This window comes from Planococcus sp. 11815 (assembly GCF_051096385.1).
In the GTDB taxonomy this organism is placed as follows: Bacteria; Bacillota; Bacilli; order Bacillales_A; family Planococcaceae; genus Planococcus; species Planococcus citreus.
The window spans coordinates 2,532,809-2,553,929 of record NZ_CP096991.1 but is presented as its reverse complement, the minus strand read 5'-3'; the positions used below and the strand labels follow the sequence as shown (position 1 = coordinate 2,553,929).

The window sequence follows — 21,121 nt, the reverse complement described above, 5'->3', positions numbered from 1 at the left end:
CCTTTTTTATTTCCTTGCCTTAATAATAAAACTCGTCGGGAATTTCTGTGCTTTATAGAGAGAGTAATAACGGTCGGACACTTCCGGCTCAACATCCTTTAAGTCATGCGGAACATCCGGTTCGACGACTTGTTCGATCGAAAAACCGGCTTTCACCAAAGCATTCAAATATGTGCTGAACTTGCGCTTCGGAATGGTCATCGGTGCATCTTCGCCTTTGAAATTGGCATAATGCACGCTGCCTTCATCCTGGTAAGATCCCTTTAGTGAAACAAGCCCATCTTCGCTTTTCAAATGGACATAGAGTGGATGGTCCCAACTGAAAACGAACGAACCGCCAGGCTTTAAATACGAATAGATCAATCCGAACGTCCGGTCGAGATCAAGTGTCCAGCCGATCGCATAAATCGAGTAGACAATATCGAAATAGGCTTCCGGCAGCCCGATATCTTCTTCCATCGCAGCGCAATATAGCTGTGCATCCAGACCATTTAACATCTCAGTTGCCCGGTCGATTTGCATATCAGACAAATCGACGCCCCAAATATCTTTAGCGCCTTGTCCATTCATGTAAAGCAAGGAATGCCCGCTGCCACAGCCGATATCAAGCACATTTTTACCTTCAATCGAATCGAATAAGCGCAATTCTTCCTCGCTCTGTGTGAATGGCCCGTACCCTGGCAGTGCATCGATGCCGTTAAAATGGTCGGCGACCGTGTTCCAGCTCGTGCGGTTTTGTTTCAGTATTTCTATGTTCACTAAAACTCCTCCTGTCCTTTTAATCATTCTCGGGAAGTGAAAGAATCTCCTTCTTGCCGAATAAGACAGAAACGAATAACGCGGCTACGTTAAGGGTAAGGAAAGAGAAAGAAAGTTAGCCAACGCGAGGAATGAGGGAATCACATGCCCATGATCTATCATGAAACTTATATTGAAGCACCAATCGAACGTGTATTTGACCTGGCGCGAAGTATCGAAGTGCATATCGAAACCGTCTCGAAGACCAACGAACGCGCGATTGCGGGGACGACGAGCGGCCTGATGGAACTAGGCGACTGGGTGACGTGGAAAGCGACGCATCTTGGCGTCCGCCAAACGCTCACATCGAAAATCACCGATATGGAACGGCCGTACCGATTCAGCGATGCCATGGTAAAAGGCGCTTTTCATTCTTTCCATCACACACATGAGTTTACCGAAAGTGGAAGCGGCACCCTGATGAAAGATTGGTTCGTTTACCGGGCGCCGTTTGGGATTATCGGAAAACTTGCCGATAAATTATTTCTCGAACGCCATATGGAAAAATTCCTGTCGACGCGCGCTGCCGAATTAAAGCGCATCGCTGAAAACCGATAAGCATACAAGAAAATCCATCCGCAGAGACACTGCGGATGGATTTTCTTGTAGTGATTTTAGTTGTTCGTAAACTCTAATTTGTGATAGCGCAAGGCCTGGTCCAATTTATTGTAGACATCGATTTCGCCGAAGTTGACGCCCAATTGGATTGCGGTCTGGGCGATTTCCGGGCTAATGCCGGCGAGTGCCGTGCGCACACCGATGATTTTCAAGCCCTCGATCAGCTGGAAGATTTGGTGGGCGACCATCGTATCGATGATTGGGACACCGGAAAGGTCGATAAACAGACGCTCAATCGATTTCTCATGGCATTGCTGCAAGACTTTCTCGAAGACGATTTTTGCACGGTATGTATTGATCTCACCGATCAACGGAAGCAATCCGCTGTCTTTTGAAAGCAAGATGACCGGTGCGCTCATTTCGACGATCATTTCCTGCTGAGCATTCAAACGGCGTTCGGCCGCTTTCGTGTTCTGGTCGATAAACTCGAGAATGATGGCATTTGTCGTGTCGACCACGGCTTGATTCCATGCATTCAACTGGGCATGCGAAATGGTTTCTTCCTGCAGGACAGCAAATTCCTCGATCAGCTCCAAGTATTGCTTTTGCGTGCGGAAAAATTCTTTGATGACCGAGTTGAACGGTGTCGACAAATGCGCTTCGTCATTGGCAACGCGTACAATCCATTCCTTGAAGATCTCGATGCAATCGTTTTTCTCCTTGCTGAAAGCCGAGCAGAACAGCTCGTGGAACTCATAATTCTGCTGTTTCAGCTTCTCGATTGCTTGTGGTTCAGTCTCGCCATAGACGCCACCTGCGCTTTTATCGAGCGTTTCGTACCATTGTTCCGTTAATCCCTTAGTTTTCTCCAGCAAAAAATCCTGCAATTCAACATTTTTGAACATTTTTTCTTCTCCTTAATAGCACAATGCTTCATTTACGAAAAATCATGCGTCAAATAAACTTCATGAATTCAAACTAGCAGTATTATACATACATGATATAGCAGTTGAAAAAAATATGCACGAAGTCTGATGTTGGAATTGCAGACAAATTTTGTTGAGCAAAGGGCACATGCTTAAGACGAAGTGCTTTGCTTAGCTTTCTGATGTTGGAGAAACGGTTTTCGCTCCAAGACAGGTCCGAGTTGGAACAACAAGATGCCCGCGCTGATCAAAAGCACGCCAAGCAGCGATTGCCAAGTGAAAGGAACTTGCTCGATCCCGAACCAGCCCGCTGTGTCCCACATCAACCCGAAGAAAATTTGCGATACCATGACAATCGAGATCGCACGGCTCGGGCCCAATGTCTGGACGCCTTGCGTGACGCAGACAACGACCCCGACACCGAGCACGCCGCTGAACCAAAACCATGGTTCTGCCTCAAAACGAAACAATTCCATCCCGTTCACAGCAAGGCCCGCGATAAACGAGCCGATAAATCCAAGTAACAAAACCAGTGCCGTCGTCGCCCAGACGCTGACATGATGTTTCACATTCGCGTTGAATATATTTTGCAGACAGACAAAGACGCCGCCTGAAAGTGCCAGTATGATGCCAAGAACCATGAGATTTCCTCCTATTCGTAAATATTATGGCCCGCCTGATCCAATAAGGCGTCACGGTCAAGCAAATCGATTTTGCCGTTGTTGCGCTGAATCCAGCCGGACTGCTCGAATTTTTGGAGCACCCGGTTCAAATGGCGATAGCTCGTGCCGATCAAGTCCGCCATATCGATGAGCGAAGGCGAATCGAGCCTTGGCTTATCCGGTGTCATCGACAGCAAATAACTCGCCACGCGCACATCGACCGCATACAGCAAATTGAAGTTCAATTCCTGCGCTTTCGTCACGAACTTGCGGGTAATCGTCTCCAATAAAAACTGCTGGAAAAGGGCGTTGCCGCTCATTTCATAATCCAGGGCTTTGTGCGGGACGCGCAGCAATACTAAATCGGTGACAGCTTCGACCGTATTGATGAACGGACATTTCTGCACGTATTCGATATCACCGACAATGTCAAAAGGCGTCTTGAATGCCAAAATCAGCCGTTTGCCTTCTGGCGACAACATGGAAATCTTCAACTTGCCTGCGACGAGCAAGTAGAGAGTGTCAGCAGTGTCGCCTTGTGAGAACAATCGATGTCCTGCCGCATACCGTTCGATCTGCATCGAATCGACGACGGCAGCGGGGAACAAATCCGCCAAGCCATACTGTTGAAGATACTCGTTAATCGGCTGCATCGTTTTTCCTCCTTACCATTTCAAGATGAGAATGCCCGCAATCATCAGCACCACTCCAGCAATCTGTGTCTTTCCGACGTTCTTCTTCGCCATATGGAACCAGCCTTTACCGTCAATGACAATTGCCGCGATCAGCTGCGCGATCAGGAACAGGCTGATCGTCAGCGTCACGCCCATGCGATGGATGGCGGTCATATTGCTGAACAAGATAAACGCCGCAAGCAACCCACCCGACGCATACAGCGGAGAAACTTTTTTCAAGTGTTTGATCGATGTATCTCTTAGTGCCAAAACAATCAAGATAGCGAGTACAAAGCCGGTCAACTGGGTCATTGCCGCCGCTTGCCACGTGCCGATCTGATCACTGATCGTCGCGTTCGCCACGCTTTGGAAGGTCAGGAAAAATCCTCCCGCCAGTGCAAATAGAATTCCTTTCATCCGCTCCACCGCCTTTCGTTAATTTAAGGATAATCGGCATTTCAAGTGGATGGAAGGACATATGTCCCTATGTATAAAAATTTACGAACGTTATTCAATTGACTTAATAATTCTCTGAGTATATGCAATAAAGCAGTCAGCTTTTTTCCAGAATTATGTAGAAATTCCAGAGCCTTATTAGTATAGTAAAAGCAACAAGGTTAACGGAATTAAGACTTAGAAAATGAAAGGGGAATTGCATGAAATTCAAACACATTATTTACCTGATCGGCGCTTCTCTCGTATTTATTTTTTCGACACTTGCCAGTTGGTATGAAGGCGGGCAGTTGCGCGATATTTCATGGGAATGGAAATACTCAGCCGTATTTTCTACTTGGCTGAACGGGCCAGTGAATGAGGCGAGTGACATCTTGGTGATTGACCATTTCGTCTACGCTGCGAAATTCGAGCCGCTGTTTCCGTTATTGATGGCGGCTTCATTCCTGTTCATCATCTTCCAACTATCGGCTTGGCTGTTGAAAGACCGTAAAACGACGCACATCATTTTCCTGTCGCTGATGGCGGTAGGCTTACTGTTGATGAGCGCGATGTTGCTCAATTCGCCAACGATTGGGCTCACTTTGTTCTCCGGTTTCTTCGGGCTGTCAGGGCTTTTGACGCTACTTCTAATACTGTACCGCAACAACCAGAAATGGCTGCGCAGGGCAGCCCAACGGACAAACTAAGAATTCTTAATTTGGAGGTGTTCAAATGGAATGGTTGGTGGATCTCGTTCCGATACTAATCATCGCAGGGTTTGCTTACGGCGCATTTGGGCAAATCAAACAATCCATTGCTGTTGCAAAGTCGGTGCCATGGGATTCGACAAACGATAAACGAATAATCGTTGGAAGTCACTTGTTTACTTTGTCCTATGCAGGATTCGTCGTGGCCTTGATCGTCAATTTAGCCGTCTATAATTATTCGTTTCCTCAACCCGCTAGTACAGCCAATGCCGCTAGCTTGACTGCGTTCTACTGCTTGTTGATGATGTTCGTTGCTGAACTCGGAATCATGCCAAAACGGCAAGGCCCTAAAGAACTGCCCTCCTTCAAATTAAACAGCCTTCGGTTTAAGCCATAGAATGGCCAAAACCGAAGGCTGTTTTTAAATTTATAGCAGGAATAGCAACACACATAAGCTCACGACAGTCGCACCGAACGAAATCTCGATTTTCGTTTCTTTCGTGCTTTCACGTTTTACTTTGTGCACGACTGACAGCACGAACAGGCTGTAAAGGAACAGGAAGAAATAAAGGATTCCGTATAAGATCCAGCGGCCATCCGTGATCCAGTCATTTAAAGGAGTGAACACCGCCGCTGAAATGAACACGACGACGAAAATTGCGAGCAACAGTCCCGACAGCACGTTCATCTTGTTCCACAAAGGATGTGACAAGAAGCGCTCGCTTTTTTTGCTGTGGAAGACGAAAAACAAATGGATCAAGCTCGTGCTCAGCAAGATGAAGGTCAGCACGATCAGCATCGAACTGATGCCACCCGACGTGAGCGCGTTCCCGATATTGAGTGAATAAAATTCGGCCAGAACAGCCAGTGCGATCAAGCCTGCCAAAGCGGCCGCTTGGAAAACAGTCCATTTTGAAAATAGCATCCAATTCTCCTTTATCGATGAGGTAAACCGTTCATTCCTTATTGGCTTCGGCATAGCGAATGCGTGTAAAAGAAGGTCTCTTGTCTACGTTCTTCACAGAATCCCGAGCATCTTCTACTTCCGGTTGCACAACAGGTAATTGTTTCTGCGTAAGCCCTTCAGCGATCGTGATAAAACAATAGATCAAAATCATGAACACAGCCAAGGGAGGGAGGATCATCCAGAATTGATTGGTGGAGAAAACTTCCCGGGAAATAGCGATCATCCCCGATAGTTCGTAAATTTCCGGAATGAGCCGCGGCGAATCGGATTGGGCAAGAGCGCCGCCGACAAAGATATTCAAGATTCCTAGGTGAACGAACATCTGCAACACTTGAATGATGTGCTGCACCCACATCAACACGAGTTTTGGCCATAGCTCCGGCTGGATGTGCTTCGAGAGGATCCAGCTCATCGACCCGCCCATCAAGACCGAACTGATGACATACTCTTTCTTCAAGGTGTCGTTCATTTCATTCCCGATGGCGCTTGTCGTGATCGGCAAGACGACGAGTGACATGATCAACCCTTGGAACATCAAACGCTCCGATAAGCTTAGCTCCCATTGGCCGTAGCTGATGAGGACCGGCTGCAATAAAATATAGGTCACCAACGTCAGCGGCAAGAAATGCATGCCATCTGCGATCGAATTGACGAAATGACGCAATTTGTCGGTAAAGAAAAAGGTATAGACCACACCGAATAGATAACCAAAGATGATGCGCAAGCCGGCAATCAATAAACTCAAGACAATGGTGTATTTCATGCCGACCAATAATTGCTGGGCGATGGAATAGCCGTATGGATCGGTTCCGAATAGGATTTCTGCGGAAGGTGAATGCGGCGCGCTGCTTTCAATGCTGCCCTCTTCGTCGTACACATAATTGATTTGGGCAATGGCATCGCCTGTGAACACGGCATAAAGGACACTCGTTGTGAACAAGCCGAGCACGATAAATGAAGGGATCAAGATACGCGGATTTTTGAGAGTTGCCAAGCGCGTCGAAGCAGACCGGCGATTGGCGAAAAGCGAACGGAAACTAGCCCGGATTTCGTTCAAGTCGAAAAGCCGCAAATTGAATTTGCTAAATACCGCATTTCGCTCGATCTCGTATTTCCCAAGCCATAACTCCACCAGCGCATAGAAAATGTAGAATGGAATGAACACCGTCAAGAGAATGAATGCAATGCCTTTCGGGCTGAAATCATTGCGCAAATAATACAGGATGCCTTCGACCCCGAATAAGTGCTCGATGATTAATAGCGCAGAAAGGGCCAGCCACACAATCGATTTGGATTGATAGAACGCGCTTTTCAATACATTGGATGTACAATGCTTCCACAGAACCTCAAAACGGCTCAGCCCTTTGGAACGTGCAAGTTCCACATAAGGGTATCGCTGTTCTTCTTCGTACAATAAAATGAACAGCTTTAAAAACAACACTGCGGGCACGACCGATAAACACACGACGGGCGCCAAGTAAATCTCCTCGCCGCCTAAGCTGTAAAAGCTAAGAAGTAAAAACCCGGTCTGTTGAAAAATGGCGATGACGCCAATTTGAATCAAGAATATGTAGGCGAAGTCAGGGAAAGACTGAAGGACCTTAATGATTTCCAGCATCGAGCGCTTCAAGGCGCCTTTTGACAACAACACGGCAAAAGAAAGGATAAAGGCTGAAACGAAAGCTAATGCCAGTGCCATGAGGAAGATGGACATCGAATACACATACGGGCCGCTTAAAAACTTTTCGAAGGATACCGGAATCGTCTCAAGAGAACCCGGAATGCGGTAACTCAAGGTCCACTCAGAAGCAGTCGTAAACCCGGTGAAAATCATTTGCAAAGCCTCTCCGTATGAACGAAAATCCAAAAACGAACTACCATTGAATAAAGCTGGAGCAGCACTGATTAAAATGATGCCGATCACGCCGAAGAGAAATTTCGTTAAAATAGTCCATAAACGTTTCATATTCGCCCCCCTTAATCAAAATGATAACCGCATCGCACTTAATTAAAAAAATACTCCCGGTAGGCGAAAAACGTAATCCCGACCATCAGCACCAAATACAAAATGGCGCAAATCAAAATATAGGAGCGATTGGAGACAGGCGCACTCTGTTCCATCCGGATGCCAGTCGACCCTTGAATCGACATATCCAAATGGCGGCTGGCCATGCCGCCTTTTGACTTGAAAAAGAATATGATGACGACCGCGAGCCCAGCGAACGGGATGGCGATGTCCAAAAACCCGAGTGGCGTAAAAAAGCTTACAAGCCAATTGCCGAGTACGAGTACAAGCATGGTAAATGAGACAATGAGTATGTTTTTCATATGTACCTCCAGTTGGGTTTTTGAAAAAAATGTTAATTTCCTTAACATACTGTACGGTATAATGGGTAAATGGTTTCAAGAATCAGACAATTACATGTCATACGAAAGATTTTTGGGCAAACGATTCTATTGGATGAGGGGAAGATGAAACTTGCCGTTATGGGGAATAATTGCGCTAACGGTGCTTTTGGCTGGCATCGCGATTCAAAATATATACGTAGCCGTCAAGCCAATGAAAGATGGAGAGAAACGAGACTTGGAGGAAGTGTTTTCGTATGGAGATGGCCCTTTTCTCATTTTCGGGTTATTGTTCAGCTTCCTGTTCTGGTGCAGCGAGAAATTTTTTCCGGAACGGTTTCAACTCGCGGCTTTCCGTTTGATCAGCTTGTTGATGGCAGCTTCACTAATCGGTTTAATCTTTTTAATTTGGAATCTCGATATTGTGGCAGATTTTCTACTAAGCCTGTGAACGCGAGGAGGATTCTCCATCTTTGGTGGCATTTGAACCCAGAAAGAGCTATCATGAAATCAACTGATACAAGCCGCATGAACAGAATTTCATGGGAAACAGTCAGCTATCAATTTACGAATTTATAATTTGCTGAAAGGGGAGTTGAACGGTGGCTTATCAATTAAGAGACAACTTCAAGCTATTTTCATTGAATTCAAACCAGGAACTGGCTCAGGAGATCGCGGATCACCTCGGCTGTGAGCTGGGCAAAAACTCCATCACCCATTTTAGCGATGGGGAAATCCAAATCCATATCGAAGAAAGCGTGCGTGGGGCGGAAGTCTACGTCGTCCAATCGACGTCTCAGCCAGGGCACGAGCACGTCATGGAATTATTGATCATGATCGACGCGTTGAAGCGGGCATCCGCAGACTCCATCACAGCGGTCATTCCATATTACGGCTACGCGCGCCAGGACCGGAAAGCGAGTTCACGTGAACCGATCACGGCGAAACTCGTGGCGAACATGCTGGTAAAAGCGGGGGTGGACCACGTCATTACGATGGATTTCCACGCACCGCAAGTACAGGGCTTCTTCAATATCCCGGTTGACCAATTGCTCGGCATTACCGAGTTGTCACAGCATTTCATCAATAAGAACCTCGAAGATGCCATTGTCGTAGCACCAGACAACGGCGGATTGACCAGAGCACGCAGACTTGCGGATCGGCTGAATGTGCCGATCGGCTTCATCGACAAGCGCAAGATGCCAGGCGAAGCCGAGACGATGAACATCGTCGGGGACATCAAAGGCAAAAACGCAGTTATCATCGTCGACATCGTCGATACAGCGAAGACCATTTCCGATGCAGCGAACCTGCTCGTGGCAAATGGCGCGAAAGCAGTCTACGCATGCTGTACGCATGCCGTGTTGTCCGGCGATTCCGTTCAACGCATCGAAGACTCCGCGTTGACGGAACTCGTGGTCACCAACACGATCCACGTACCGAAAGAAAAACGCATCCCGAAAATCACCATTCTCTCGATCGCGCCATTGCTCGCAGAAGCAATCGAGCACGTGCACAATGAAAAGCCAGTCAGTCCTTTGTTTGAAGGATGATAGTAGAGACATGAAGCGAACCCCAAATGAGTGCCAGTAAGACGGCGCTCAGTTGGGGTTCGTTTTGTTTTAGCTAGCTTTCTTTAATTTAATCAGCAATCTCTGGACTCAATATCTTCTTTATAGAAATAGAATTCATCAGCAACCACCTCTATAAAGAGTATATCGATTCTGGAAGAAAACTGTTAAAGTTAAATTATGGAATTAAAAGTGTGCAGAGCTCGACCTATGCTTATTGAGGAGGGGTGAACGATGAACACCTTGAAACAATTTCATCTGTCGATTCCACTTGTGTTGCTCGCCATCAACCTCGTACTATTTTCATTTCTGATGGAAGAGTTATTAGACGCATCGCCCCCGAATTATGGCGGCGGTATGCAATTAATGACGCCGGTTTTCGGACTCGTTTCATTTCTCTATATCCGAAAGACGGAAGGCCCGAAACCATCCGGTGTATGGATTCTCCAGGCGTTGAACTGGCTGTTCATTATTTTTCCGATTGCTGTCATTTTTATTTTTATGCTGGCATTCATCTGACTAGAAATAAAACGAAACGCTTTTCCATTTTTAACAGTATATATACCAATTAATTAATTTAAGGAGGAAAAGAAAATGAAAAGATTTTTCTATTACTTCATTTGGAGCATCGCCATCATCTTTATTGTGTATGCAGGATTACAGCTTCAACAAGTATTGGATGAGAGGGCAGCTGCAGCATTCAATCCAACACCTCTCTGGATTTATGTTGTTATTTTCCCAATCATCATCGGCTTATTATTGCGGACACCAAAGTTTATGCTGGAAAGAAAAGAAAGCCGGATCGACGGCTTCGATTGGAGTAAGTTCTTGGCGGTCGGCGTGCCGGCATTCATCGTATTAGCGCTATCAATTTTGCCTTTATTGCCTATCGGAAACCTGATTTTTTCTGATGAAATCTATATTCAAATTGACATGCTTCTTTTTAGCAGCACCACAGCACAAACAATCGCCGGGCTCGTTTTCGGCTATACATTACTCGACAGCTTCAAGAGCGAAGAGCGGGGATTCCAGGAGTCGACTTCCGACCTGTTCAACGCGGTGATGAAGTTTACGCCGAAATAACCGGACACTAAATGAAAATCAGTTCAAACTTTACAAGGAGTGGCTTTCTATGAGGAAAAGCATGAAGTTCATCTCTGTAATTCTATTAATTTCCGCATTAGCAGCTTGCTTTGCCGAAGATTACGATGTCGGTGTTCCAAGAGCATATCTACATGCGAATGACAGTTTACGCAGCCAACCCATGCCATTAACAGAAGCCAACATCAGTTGGAGTTCGTCGAGCGGAGATGTAACGGAAACGACAGACGACATCGAAGAGTTCGGTTTATCCCAAGAAGCCACTACAGTTTCTCCTAACCTGCCTGCCTATTTGGAGTTTGAAGAGAATGAAGAAAATGGCGGGGACATTTGGACAAACCCGACAATCACGGCTGCTTTGTGGAAAAATGGGGAAGAAACCGAGATTGAACTAACGGACTCGAGAGAATTTCGCTTTCCGAAAACGGAAGGGAATTATGCATTAGCAGTGGAATTTATCGACCGAGACAATGAAGCTCAATATGTAGGGAACATCGTTATCGAAGAATCATCAGGGCAAGAAGCCGGACAGCTACCAAAGTACACATATATGGAAATGCCCTCGATAACGAAGGTGAATTCCACGGACCCAAGCGGCGTGATGTTCGATCATACCTATTCCCAAGTATGCTGGAACAATTGTTATTTCAACAGCGGCTACGATATCCCTGATGTTCATGCTGGAAATGTAGAGGTGGGCGACAGCATTGTCATTGACTGGGAAATGATGGAGCCAAAGCCAAGCGAAGTTATATTTATCGAAATAGACAACAATGAAGAAGAAGTAAGCGAAGAAATTGGATCGTCTAACAGTTCTACAATCACTATTGAAGTTGCCGAACAAGACCTTGGAAACCAATACTCAGTTCAATATTTATGGCGGGATGGGAAAGAACTTATCGGCCAAAGCAGCTTGAATTTTAAGCTGAAATAAGTTCTGGCGTAATGGAGACTCCATAGGGAAACATGTTTAGCACGACTACCCAGAAGAGGAGCAATGCCATCATGAAAATACTTAGGATCATCCTCCAGCTAGCATCGATTGGATTTGGAGCTTACGTGTTATGGAGCCAGAACTTTACGCTAATGCCATACGTCATGCTGACGCTTGGAATGTTTATGTTAGTCGCGGGATTTGAAAGAATTCAAAACGATCGAAAAGAGTTTTGGGGCTATATGTTTGTCCTGAGTTCTCTGTTTATCCTCTTTGTTTCGGCACAAGCATTCTTAGTAAGTGCTTGAGGTTCAAGCTATATTCAAAATATTACATATGGAAAAAGAAAGTTAGAAGTTCACTGATAGGAAAGGAAAAAGCAATATGAAATTCGTAAAAGGCATGTACATAGTTTCAATTCTGTTCATGTTCGTCAATTTTCTAAGCGTCTTTGTTTTGAATAATGATTATTCAGGCATCGCTTCCTGGATGAATGTATTGCTCTTTTTACTTGGCAGCGTCTTTTATATAAATGCACGTCATGTTTTCAAAAGAGAGTCTCAGTAAGGCTAACGAGAAAACTGAACGTAACTTAAGTGCAGTTAAGTTACATTCGTTTCCCATAAAGGTTTTTTATTTCTCGAAATAAAAATTCCAAATATTTGAATAAAATGTATGTTAAATTTAAAAAATAATAGAAGAGACGGAATAATTGAGTGAGGTGATGAAATGAAAGGCTTATTTTTAGCAATATTAGGGGCAGTGGCGGCTTGGTTTGCAATTAGTTTCTTTACAAATGATTGGGATACCACTGGACTAATTTATTTGATCCTTGGGATTGTAGTGGGATATCAAGTTCGAAAGCAAAATACAGAGAAATCAGCTAATGATGCTCTTTAGTTATGGTGTTTGATAACTAAATTAATAAAGGGTTTAGAATTTTGTTCTTAGAGATGTGAATGTAACTTAATGTGAATTAAGTTACATTCAAATTTAGAAAAGAACCCTTCAAAATCGAAGGATTCTTTTCTAAAACGATATGAAGTTTTGAAAAAGTGAAATAGTCAAAATTACAGTTGATAATGTACCTAGAGCTGTAAACGTTATGATATTTCGTTTGTTTTGCTTTTCTGAAGGTTTACTAAGTTCATAGGTCACTGCAATCCAGATAATTATCGATACTAGAGGAATAATACCCATAGTCACATTCAACATCTCCTTTTTGGAATATTTTAACTTAAGTAATATGTTAACATAAAATACCATTTTTAGAGTTGCTAAATCAGATAAATTTTAAAAATTTTCTATTTAGAACTGAATGTAACTTAATGGTAATTAAGTTACATTCAGAATTCCTATTCTAGAGAAGTTAGAAGCGTCATTAGTGAAAATAAATTCACTAAAAAAAATAATACATTCAAATTACTGCAGTATAGGGTTTTAAAGCACAGACTTCATAAGGATCTAAGTTTATATATCGTGACGTTATCGAAAGCTGAATATACGAAGGGGAGAAGAGGCTGTCCGAAGCTTGTCTTCTCTCTTTTTTGTATGTAAAAGTGCTGGCTTAATATTTTTGACTTAGTTAATCTTAATAGGCAGTCGCTCATATCGTTAGTTTTCTCTTTTCGTAAAGGAGTGCCATCATGAACGTATTTGAAAAGTTCCAAACGGTTATCACCTTATCGGCAGTAGGGATCGGACTTCTACTGGGACAGGTGGCTTTTTTTGAAACGTACGCTAAGTCCATGATCGTCCCATTTTTACTGCTCATGCTTTATGGATTATTTCTAACTATTCCCTTGCAGTATCTAAAAGATGCTTTCAAAAATCGAAAATTTTTTAATACCAGCACCATCATCAACTTTATCTGGACTCCCATATTGGCGTGGGGGCTCGGTGCAGTCTTTCTTGCTGATCATCCAGCTCTATGGATTGGATTTATTATGTTAATGGTGACTCCATGTACCGACTGGTATTTAATGTTCACTTCCATTGCCAAAGGGAACGTAGCCTTATCGACATCTGTCTTGCCTATCAACTTGATCCTTCAGCTCGTGCTGCTGCCGATCTATTTGTTGATTTTCGCCGGCACGATTGAACCGATTCCGCTGGCGACCATCGGCGAAAGCATCGTCCTTGTGCTGGTGATTCCATTCGTTTTGGCGCATTTGACACGCTATGCCTTGCGGAAAAGGACAGCCTTATTGAACGAGAAACTTGTTCCCTTTTTCGCTACTGCACAAATTATCTTTTTATCTCTAGCAATTATGGTTATGTTCGCGTCACAAGGAAAATATTTAATCAGTAATCTTGAGGTTATTTCTGTATTGCTCATCCCGGTGTTACTTTTCTTCATTATTAACTTCTTGCTTGCCCAAACTGTAGGGAAAGCCATGAAATTTTCGTACGAAGATACAGTGAGCCTAAGCCTTACCATCATTGCACGCAATTCTCCCGTTTCTTTGGCGATTGCAGTCATTGCCTTTCCAGATCAACCACTAATCGCGTTAGCCTTAATCATTGGCCCGCTCATTGAATTGCCTGTGTTAGCGATTGTTTCTCAAGCATTACTCACTTTAAGAAAAACTAGCACAGCAAAAAACTCCAAATAGACATTTGCCTAAAGAAGGTAGGTTAAGCTGAGTTAACATAGAAGGATTATCGGAAGGGGAAAAGCCAGATACTTTGTTTTTCTTCTTCTTTTAATTTGCATCGATGGAATTTCAAAATGGTTGAATTGTCTTTTCAAGAAATTTTGAGGTGCAGAATTCTGTTTCGACTAATGAGCTAGTTGAGTTGAGTGCTGAAGTTGTAATTCCGTCTCATTGATAAAAAATGAAAACAGACGCAGATCTATAATTTGAAGTAAAAAGAAGTATGAGGCGGTAGGCGTTAGAGGTGAATCATATTCTGATGGAGAAATGTATTTTGTATTGATGATTCGGCAAGCAGAAAGCGAAGAGAATAGTGTTGTGTCGTCAACGTATTTGGAGAGGAGCTAGTAAATGGTTATCCAAACTTATGGGGGAAAACGGTCCGTAAAGAGTCGGATCCTCGAGAAATACTTAATTTTGCGAGGTACAAAAAAGGGGTTCTCCAGTGTCGCACATACAACAAAGTTCGTTCAGCAAAGAGGAACTGAAAATATCAAACCGTATGTGATTGAAAATATGAGCTTTTCCAACTTGTTGAAAGAGGAGATGTATGAAGACATACAGGTGTTCACCTTAAACGACCAGAATTCCCGAGAACAGAGGGTGGTACTGTATTTGCACGGCGGAGCGTGGACGAACCAGCCTTTGTCTTTCCATTGGAAGCTCATGGATAAGATTGCACAGTCAGTGGATGCAAAGATCATCGCGCCTATTTATCCAAAAGTGCCCCATTTTAATTACAAGCATACATATTCGAAACTGTTGAGCCTGTACAAAGAGACGCTTCGGACAGTTGAGAGTCCTGGGCAACTAACTATCATGGGGGATTCAGCCGGGGGAAATATCGCGCTTGGGCTGGCCCAACTGTTAAAGATAAACGACTCACCTCAACCGAAGGATATCATTTTGTTATCCCCAGCCGTTGATCTAACTCTTGATAATCCCCTTATCCCAAAATACGAAAAAAAGGATCCGATGTTATCGGCCGGGGGAATGGACGTGATCACTAATATTTGGTCCGATGATAGAAGCTTAGAGGATCCCTTGATTAGCCCAATTTATGGAAATTTAACTGGACTCGGCAAGATTACTCAATTTGTCGGAACACATGAACTCATATATCCAGACGCAGTTAAATTGGACGAAAAATTAACGGAGCAAGGAATTGAAATCCAAATCTTTGTATATCCTAAGATGAATCATGTGTTTGTTGTTATGCCGGTTCCTGAAGCTGAAAATGCTCAACAGAAAATAATCAATATCATTCGTAATTAAGAACCCTTATTGCCGCTTCGAGGATCACTCATATTTCGTCTCACTTGAAAAATAAAAAAATCACCTGTTTTTAATTGGGAAAAATGTATAATACAGATAATATAAGCTCGCTAAATTCAAGGAGGTCTCGAGATTAAAAACTCTATAAATACTATCTATCTTATGTTAAGCATACTTGTTTCTTTGCTGATGATATTCCTAGATCCTATTGCAATTGCATCGTCAGAAGTTGTAGCCAGTTTGCTGATCTATCTCATTTTATTTGGAGCAGCCATCACGTTGATTTTTTCAATCCTGTTTATTTTAAACAAAATCAAACGCAATCTCGTTTCTATAAGTGCTTTTGTGATTACTGTAATTAACACAGTAGTTATTGCCTTAGTATTAATTTTTGGTTCTCTCTTAACTTAAATATTTGGAGAGATTGCTAAAGAAAAGAGTGTTAAGCCATTCTGCATACACTAATAAGAAGTGGGGGATTTATATCTGGCATCCAATTATATGGGGGATTCTCGTCCTGTCTCTGGCGAGTGGAGCTATAACGTTTTATACGAAAAGAAATGAGCAAGTATTTTGGTCCCTGTTCGTTGTGATGCTGACCAATCTTATCTTGGGAATGTTTTTTCAAATCTCTGTGAATACTTTTATCGGTCTCATACTTTCCGTTTTAGTGATAGCTATGATGGGATTAAACATTTTACGCTCTCGGCGAAGCAGCATTTGAATGGATTCCCTCTGATAGTTTTTAAGCACAAAAAAAGACCCTATATAATATAGGGTCTCTCTAAAGCTATTATTAAGCTTTTGTGACGTTAGTAGCTTGTAGGCCACGTTGTCCTTCTTCGATATCAAATGTTACGGTTTGACCTTCGTCTAAAGATTTGAAACCGTCGCTTTGGATAGCTGAGAAATGTACGAATACGTCATCTCCTGCTTCACGCTCGATAAAACCAAAACCTTTTTCTGCATTAAACCATTTCACTGTACCTTGTTCCATAATTGTTGCCTCCTAGTGTGGATCTCCACACAATGTGTTACTATCCTTGCTCAAATACCTTAGACGAAAAACAAAATGTATTCTCAATCTGAAACCGAACAAAAATAACTCTTCCTAAAGGTAACATGGATGTGATGAAAAAGATAGCAAAAGGATTCGATCTTATTTTTAAGGGATGATAATGATACTTGCTTCACCAGCAAAATCGACTTGTATCCGTGGTTCAAATGGAAGCTTCTGTGCGGAATAGGTGCAAGAGATAGAGGAAACGGAGGGGAAATGGGTGTTCAGTAAAAAGAACAGCTTAACTGCTGTTTCATTTATAGCTGTGTTGCTTCTATCTGCTTGCAGTGATTCAGTCTATGACGAAATGGGAGTAGACGAAAACAACATCCCTGCCTTTACTGAAAAGGAAAGACAGGAAGGAGCTAATAAGAGCCTAATTACGGTCAACCTGGTAACACAAGGCTCTGGAGAACAAGCGGCAAAGAAATCGATTGCAGATTCTTTTGCCAAGCTAAAAGAAGAATACAATACAGTGTCCATTAAATTGGAAGATGCAAATCAGGAAAACTGGTATGGGATTTATATGCAGGATGATACAGCTATAGAAAATATGAAGCATTCATCAACCGAACTAACGGCAGAAGAAAGAGCTGTTGTGAAATATTATGAAATGTTGGAAAATCCGGAATTTCCAATCATCGTCTTTTCATCGAATCCGATTTTAGAGTAATAGTGGTACTGGGTGAAATTAAATCATCTTATAGTCGAATCACCCGGCAAAACCCAAGACACACACCTATTACAAATTTACAGAAATATCAGACTTTTTAAGTGCCTCTCATTGATAAAATACCCTGATAATATTATAATTCTTTTAAATAATCGCTATCATTTTGGTGAAGGTTAGCATATGCCATCCAGGGATTCTGATTACAAGGAGGGGATGTCACAAGGGAGTTTTTAAGTCATGCGGCATGACAAAATTCTGCTTTTACCAAAAGGAGAATGAGAGAAATGACAAAGATGGAGTTACCGCGGGGGAAGAGTTACATCCGTCTGGACCAGATCAGCCAAGAGGATATCGACAATTTGATTTTGAGGGTCAATAGCTGTACGTGGCGGCAAACCTTTCATATCCAACCGGTGTCCGGGCTGCTCAACGATCCGAACGGCTTTTGTTTTTACAACGGGGAATTTCATTTGTATTATCAATGGCATCCACTCGGTCCTTTCCATGGCTTGAAGTATTGGTACCACACCAAATCGACAGACCTGGTCAACTGGGAGAATGTCGGGATCGCCATCAAGCCGGACGAGTATTTTGACAGCCATGGCGCATATTCGGGAAGTGCTGTGGAACATGACGGAAAATTATACTTGTTATATACCGGCAATACACGGGATGAGAATCTTGTAAGACATCCTTACCTGTGCATCGCGCAGATGGACGATGAGGGAAATATCATCAAATCGAAAAAATCTGTGCTCGATAAAGTGCCAGAGGGCTACACCGAGCATTTCCGCGATCCGAAATTATGGAAAGTGGAAGACCGGTATTACGCGGTCATCGGCGCGCAGCGAACTGATGAAACAGGGGCTGTTTGTTTATTGAGTTCATCCGATTTATTGGAATGGAAGTTCGAAGGAGAACTGGCTACTAATCTGGACAATTTCGGTTTTATGTGGGAATGCCCGGATTATTTTGAAATGGACGACCGGGGCATCTTGATCTTCTCGCCGCAAGGCCTGGAGCCAGAGGGGGATCTTTATCAGAATATTTATCAGGCCGGCTATGTACTGGGCGAGAAAATTGATTTAGAGCGGCGGCAATTGATTCACGGGGATTTTGTCGAACTCGACCGGGGATTTGATTTTTATGCCCCGCATACGATGAAAGATCCGAGCGGCAGACGGCTTATGGTCGCTTGGATGGGCTTGCCGGAAATTGAGTACCCGACCGATATCAATGGGTGGGCCAACTGCTTGACCATCCTCCGGGAATTAACGCTTCGGGACGGGAAAATCATCCAGACGCCGATTCCCGAACTTCAATCACTCCGCAAGGCTAAAAGGGAAGCGCAAGGGGAACTTTCGGATGAAAAGAAAGTCGTTGAAGGATTCTCAGGGGTCACGTATGAACTGATCTGTGAATTTGAACGCGTGGACGCCTTGGAATATGGCATCGAATTCCGCGCGAGCGATACCGAAAAAACGGTGATCAAATTCGATGTCGCCCAAGGGAAAGTCAACATGGATCGGGCAGCATCGGGCAAAGTGATCGGCAGCAAGCATGGCACCGAACGTAAATGCCGGATTGATGGAGATGTGTACAAGTTTCACCTATTCGTCGATTCATCGTCCGTGGAGATTTTCGTGAACGACGGCGAAGAAGTGTTTACCGCACGAATCTTCCCGGATATTAGAAGCCAGGAGATCCGGTTGTTTACGACAGGCGGCCGAGCTAAGTTTAAAGCAGTGAAATGGGATTATTGATGAATGAAAGCAGGAAAAGGGAGAGGTGCCGAATGGGAAACTTGTTCTCGATTGGCGAAATACTGATCGATTTTATTCCCCATCAAAAAGGCATCGCCTTGAAAGATGTGGATTCGTTTACACGAGTGCCTGGCGGTGCGCCGGCCAACGTGGCAGCGGCGGTTGCGAAGTTTGGCGGCACAGCTTCATTGATCACCAAAGTCGGACAAGACGCCTTTGGTGATTTTCTGTTGGAACGGCTTGCCGAGATGGGCGTGAAAATCGATAAGATTCCACGGACTAAAGAAGCGAATACGGGGCTTGCTTTCGTTTCGCTGCGCGAAGACGGGGAACGGGACTTTTCGTTTTACCGGAACCCTTCTGCGGATTTGCTTCTTAAAGCTTCAGAAGTGAATGCCGACTGGTTCGGGCAAGGCGATGTGCTGCATTTCGGTTCGGTCGATTTAGTCGACAGCCCGATGAAAAAAGCTCACGTGAAAGCGATTGGAGCCGCCAAGAAGCATGGCGCGATCATCAGTTTTGATCCCAATGTACGCTTGCCGCTTTGGGACAATCCGAAGCAATGCCGTGAGACCATCCAGGAATTTATTCCAACGGCACATATCGTCAAAGTTTCCGACGACGAACTGGAGTTCATCACCGGTATTGCGGACGAGTCCATAGCCATCAATTCTTTGTTTACAGGAGATGTATTGGCAGTGGTGTTAACGAAAGGCGCTAAGGGTGCAGCTTTGTATGTACAAAATGAAAAATACTCATCACCGGGATATCCGGTAACAGTCGAAGACACGACGGGAGCGGGAGATGCGTTCACTGGCGCATTCTTGTACCAATTATTGAATTTGGGTGCGGGACAAGACAATTTGGAAGCCATGCTAAAAGAACATCACCAGCAACTACTGGCTTTCGCAAACGCCAGCGGGGCGCTGGTCACTACTGGAAAAGGCGCCATTTCTTCACTTCCGACAAGAGATGAGGTCTTGGAGTTAATGAAGCAAAATTAGGAGTTTTCGGATACAGTTTGTTCACTCGGAAGCAAATTGTTTATGAGCTACACCTTGGGAGTTGGAAATATCTTTCCCAATGGACATCTGCCAATCCTGTTAAATGTGAAGAGGTCTTCTTCAAGAGGTTATGAGACACTGCCTTATGAAGAAGACCTCTTTATATTTTGATGACATTCGGTAAGAAATCGCTGTCGATGATTTGTTTCAAGCTCTCGATAGTTTCTTCGTACGATACGTCTTCTGCCAGGAACGTTTTGGTATTGCGGTTATAGTCTTGCTTGTAAAAATCGGTACGAATGATTTCGTGCAAAGTTTTTTCAAGTTCATAGCCAAGCTGGCAGGAAGCTGTGTCCCGGCCATCTCTGCGAATATCGATGACCTTTGGGATCAATATTTTCAGTTCTTCTGGGCGAACAAGACCGCTTGTCCAAATCATATGCAAATCATAAAAATGTCTTGAATAGCGAGTGCTTTCCCTCTTTTCGTAATAATCACAGATGGCAAAAATCTTATCCAGAAATGTTCTGTCAATGGTTTGGACATTTGCTGTAAAAGGCCTCATCTCGTATACATCCAAGAAATGTTCTTTTTCTGCTTCATTACCTTCAGTAGTCATGATGAACTTCGTGATGTAATTGCTGACTGCAAGCTGTTCGAATGGGAAAGGTTTATAAGCGGCATTTGTTTCTACTAATATGTGGGGAGACATCTCGCCGTCACCTTCAAATGCTTTTCGATAGCCAATTTCATACTCATTGAATTCGCGGCCTGATAGAACTTTTTCCGGATTGAGCAATGAAAAGCCGAGATCCTCAATAACGGATTCGATTGCCGCCTTCAACTCTCTTTTTTCCCTTCTTGGCAGCTTATTGTTTTCATCGAGGGGAACGCTGAGATCTAAATCCTCTGAGAAACGTTTGATGACATCGTAGCATTTCGAGAGCGAGGTTCCGCCCTTAAATACAACGCCAGGATATGTGGAGACCAGTTGCTTCAAAAGAAGCGAT

Annotated in this window: 24 protein-coding genes; 14 read left to right on the top strand and 10 right to left on the bottom strand. The window is 43.8% G+C overall.

The genetic code is table 11. The features are described 5' to 3' along the window. Window positions 1–6: 6 nt before the first annotated feature. On the bottom strand, window positions 7–786 hold the full coding sequence (locus M1Q06_RS12950; RefSeq protein ID WP_404466736.1) for a class I SAM-dependent methyltransferase: 780 nt from the start codon (window positions 784–786) through the stop codon (window positions 7–9). Window positions 787–903: 117 nt separating this feature from the next. Between M1Q06_RS12950 and M1Q06_RS12945 the strand changes: the two genes are divergently transcribed. Then, window positions 904–1,356 carry an SRPBCC family protein gene (locus M1Q06_RS12945; protein ID WP_434399893.1) on the top strand — a complete coding sequence of 151 codons (453 nt, stop codon included), beginning with the start codon at window positions 904–906 and terminating at the stop codon, window positions 1,354–1,356. 56 nt (window positions 1,357–1,412) lie between these two features. On the opposite strand, the gene M1Q06_RS12940 is transcribed toward M1Q06_RS12945, so the two are convergent. The 4 genes from M1Q06_RS12940 to M1Q06_RS12925 form a co-directional block, all read right to left on the bottom strand. Beyond that, window positions 1,413–2,261, bottom strand: a complete 849-nt coding sequence (locus tag M1Q06_RS12940) for an STAS domain-containing protein (RefSeq protein WP_434399892.1) — start codon at window positions 2,259–2,261, stop codon at window positions 1,413–1,415. 173 nt (window positions 2,262–2,434) lie between these two features. Continuing rightward, window positions 2,435–2,923, bottom strand: coding sequence for a DMT family transporter (locus tag M1Q06_RS12935; protein WP_434399891.1), 489 nt, complete (start codon window positions 2,921–2,923; stop codon window positions 2,435–2,437). A gap of 11 nt (window positions 2,924–2,934) precedes the next feature. Next, window positions 2,935–3,597 carry a Crp/Fnr family transcriptional regulator gene (locus M1Q06_RS12930; RefSeq protein ID WP_434399890.1) on the bottom strand — a complete coding sequence of 221 codons (663 nt, stop codon included), beginning with the start codon at window positions 3,595–3,597 and terminating at the stop codon, window positions 2,935–2,937. 12 nt (window positions 3,598–3,609) lie between these two features. Further along, window positions 3,610–4,035, bottom strand: coding sequence for a DMT family transporter (locus M1Q06_RS12925; protein WP_274624002.1), 426 nt, complete (start codon window positions 4,033–4,035; stop codon window positions 3,610–3,612). 239 nt (window positions 4,036–4,274) lie between these two features. On the opposite strand from M1Q06_RS12925, the gene M1Q06_RS12920 reads away from it, so the two are divergent. Together M1Q06_RS12920 and M1Q06_RS12915 are read left to right on the top strand one after the other, a co-directional pair. Further along, window positions 4,275–4,760 (top strand): DUF4306 domain-containing protein, encoded by a 486-nt coding sequence (locus M1Q06_RS12920; RefSeq protein ID WP_274624003.1) that lies wholly within the window; start codon window positions 4,275–4,277, stop codon window positions 4,758–4,760. 25 nt (window positions 4,761–4,785) lie between these two features. Further along, window positions 4,786–5,157, top strand: coding sequence for a hypothetical protein (locus M1Q06_RS12915; protein ID WP_058383030.1), 372 nt, complete (start codon window positions 4,786–4,788; stop codon window positions 5,155–5,157). 30 nt (window positions 5,158–5,187) lie between these two features. Here M1Q06_RS12915 and M1Q06_RS12910 read toward each other — a convergent pair whose 3' ends face one another. Genes M1Q06_RS12910 through M1Q06_RS12900 form a run of 3 tightly spaced genes read right to left on the bottom strand, consistent with a single transcriptional unit; the run spans window position 5,188 to window position 8,055 of the window. Continuing rightward, window positions 5,188–5,685, bottom strand: coding sequence for a hypothetical protein (locus tag M1Q06_RS12910; RefSeq protein WP_434399889.1), 498 nt, complete (start codon window positions 5,683–5,685; stop codon window positions 5,188–5,190). A gap of 31 nt (window positions 5,686–5,716) precedes the next feature. Then, a complete protein-coding gene (locus M1Q06_RS12905; protein ID WP_434399888.1) occupies window positions 5,717–7,693 on the bottom strand; it encodes an ABC transporter permease subunit in 1,977 nt (658 codons plus the stop codon). 38 nt (window positions 7,694–7,731) lie between these two features. Further along, window positions 7,732–8,055, bottom strand: coding sequence for a hypothetical protein (locus tag M1Q06_RS12900; RefSeq protein WP_434399887.1), 324 nt, complete (start codon window positions 8,053–8,055; stop codon window positions 7,732–7,734). Window positions 8,056–8,199: 144 nt separating this feature from the next. Between M1Q06_RS12900 and M1Q06_RS12895 the strand changes: the two genes are divergently transcribed. From M1Q06_RS12895 to M1Q06_RS12860, 8 genes are all read left to right on the top strand, one after another. Beyond that, window positions 8,200–8,652, top strand: a complete 453-nt coding sequence (locus M1Q06_RS12895) for a hypothetical protein (protein ID WP_434399886.1) — start codon at window positions 8,200–8,202, stop codon at window positions 8,650–8,652. A gap of 23 nt (window positions 8,653–8,675) precedes the next feature. Continuing rightward, a complete protein-coding gene (locus M1Q06_RS12890) occupies window positions 8,676–9,626 on the top strand; it encodes a ribose-phosphate diphosphokinase (protein ID WP_434399885.1) in 951 nt (316 codons plus the stop codon). A 252-nt stretch (window positions 9,627–9,878) separates the two neighbouring features. After that, window positions 9,879–10,163 carry a hypothetical protein gene (locus M1Q06_RS12885; RefSeq protein WP_434399883.1) on the top strand — a complete coding sequence of 95 codons (285 nt, stop codon included), beginning with the start codon at window positions 9,879–9,881 and terminating at the stop codon, window positions 10,161–10,163. 75 nt (window positions 10,164–10,238) lie between these two features. Further along, window positions 10,239–10,727 (top strand): hypothetical protein, encoded by a 489-nt coding sequence (locus tag M1Q06_RS12880; RefSeq protein WP_434399882.1) that lies wholly within the window; start codon window positions 10,239–10,241, stop codon window positions 10,725–10,727. A 49-nt stretch (window positions 10,728–10,776) separates the two neighbouring features. Beyond that, the gene (locus tag M1Q06_RS12875) at window positions 10,777–11,679 is read left to right on the top strand and encodes a hypothetical protein (protein WP_434399881.1); all 903 of its coding nucleotides are present in this window, start codon (window positions 10,777–10,779) and stop codon (window positions 11,677–11,679) included. A gap of 729 nt (window positions 11,680–12,408) precedes the next feature. Continuing rightward, window positions 12,409–12,579, top strand: coding sequence for a hypothetical protein (locus M1Q06_RS12870; protein ID WP_405314147.1), 171 nt, complete (start codon window positions 12,409–12,411; stop codon window positions 12,577–12,579). 746 nt (window positions 12,580–13,325) lie between these two features. Next, window positions 13,326–14,294, top strand: coding sequence for an arsenic resistance protein (locus M1Q06_RS12865; RefSeq protein WP_434399880.1), 969 nt, complete (start codon window positions 13,326–13,328; stop codon window positions 14,292–14,294). Between the two features lie 393 nt (window positions 14,295–14,687). Further along, entirely contained in the window at window positions 14,688–15,611 is a 924-nt protein-coding gene (locus M1Q06_RS12860) for an alpha/beta hydrolase fold domain-containing protein (protein ID WP_434399879.1), read from the top strand. Window positions 15,612–16,407: 796 nt separating this feature from the next. Here M1Q06_RS12860 and M1Q06_RS12855 read toward each other — a convergent pair. Next, entirely contained in the window at window positions 16,408–16,608 is a 201-nt protein-coding gene (locus tag M1Q06_RS12855; protein WP_058383049.1) for a cold-shock protein, read from the bottom strand. Between the two features lie 283 nt (window positions 16,609–16,891). Between M1Q06_RS12855 and M1Q06_RS12850 the strand changes: the two genes are divergently transcribed. The 3 genes from M1Q06_RS12850 (at window position 16,892) to M1Q06_RS12840 (ending at window position 20,111) form a co-directional block, all read left to right on the top strand. Further along, on the top strand, window positions 16,892–17,344 hold the full coding sequence (locus M1Q06_RS12850; RefSeq protein WP_434399877.1) for a hypothetical protein: 453 nt from the start codon (window positions 16,892–16,894) through the stop codon (window positions 17,342–17,344). Window positions 17,345–17,637: 293 nt separating this feature from the next. Continuing rightward, window positions 17,638–19,107, top strand: a complete 1,470-nt coding sequence (locus M1Q06_RS12845; protein ID WP_434402876.1) for a glycoside hydrolase family 32 protein — start codon at window positions 17,638–17,640, stop codon at window positions 19,105–19,107. 32 nt (window positions 19,108–19,139) lie between these two features. Next, window positions 19,140–20,111 carry a carbohydrate kinase family protein gene (locus tag M1Q06_RS12840; protein ID WP_434399876.1) on the top strand — a complete coding sequence of 324 codons (972 nt, stop codon included), beginning with the start codon at window positions 19,140–19,142 and terminating at the stop codon, window positions 20,109–20,111. 160 nt (window positions 20,112–20,271) lie between these two features. Here the strand turns inward: M1Q06_RS12840 and M1Q06_RS12835 are convergent, their stop codons facing one another. After that, entirely contained in the window at window positions 20,272–21,111 is an 840-nt protein-coding gene (locus M1Q06_RS12835; protein ID WP_434399875.1) for a nucleotidyl transferase AbiEii/AbiGii toxin family protein, read from the bottom strand. Window positions 21,112–21,121: the final 10 nt, after the last annotated feature.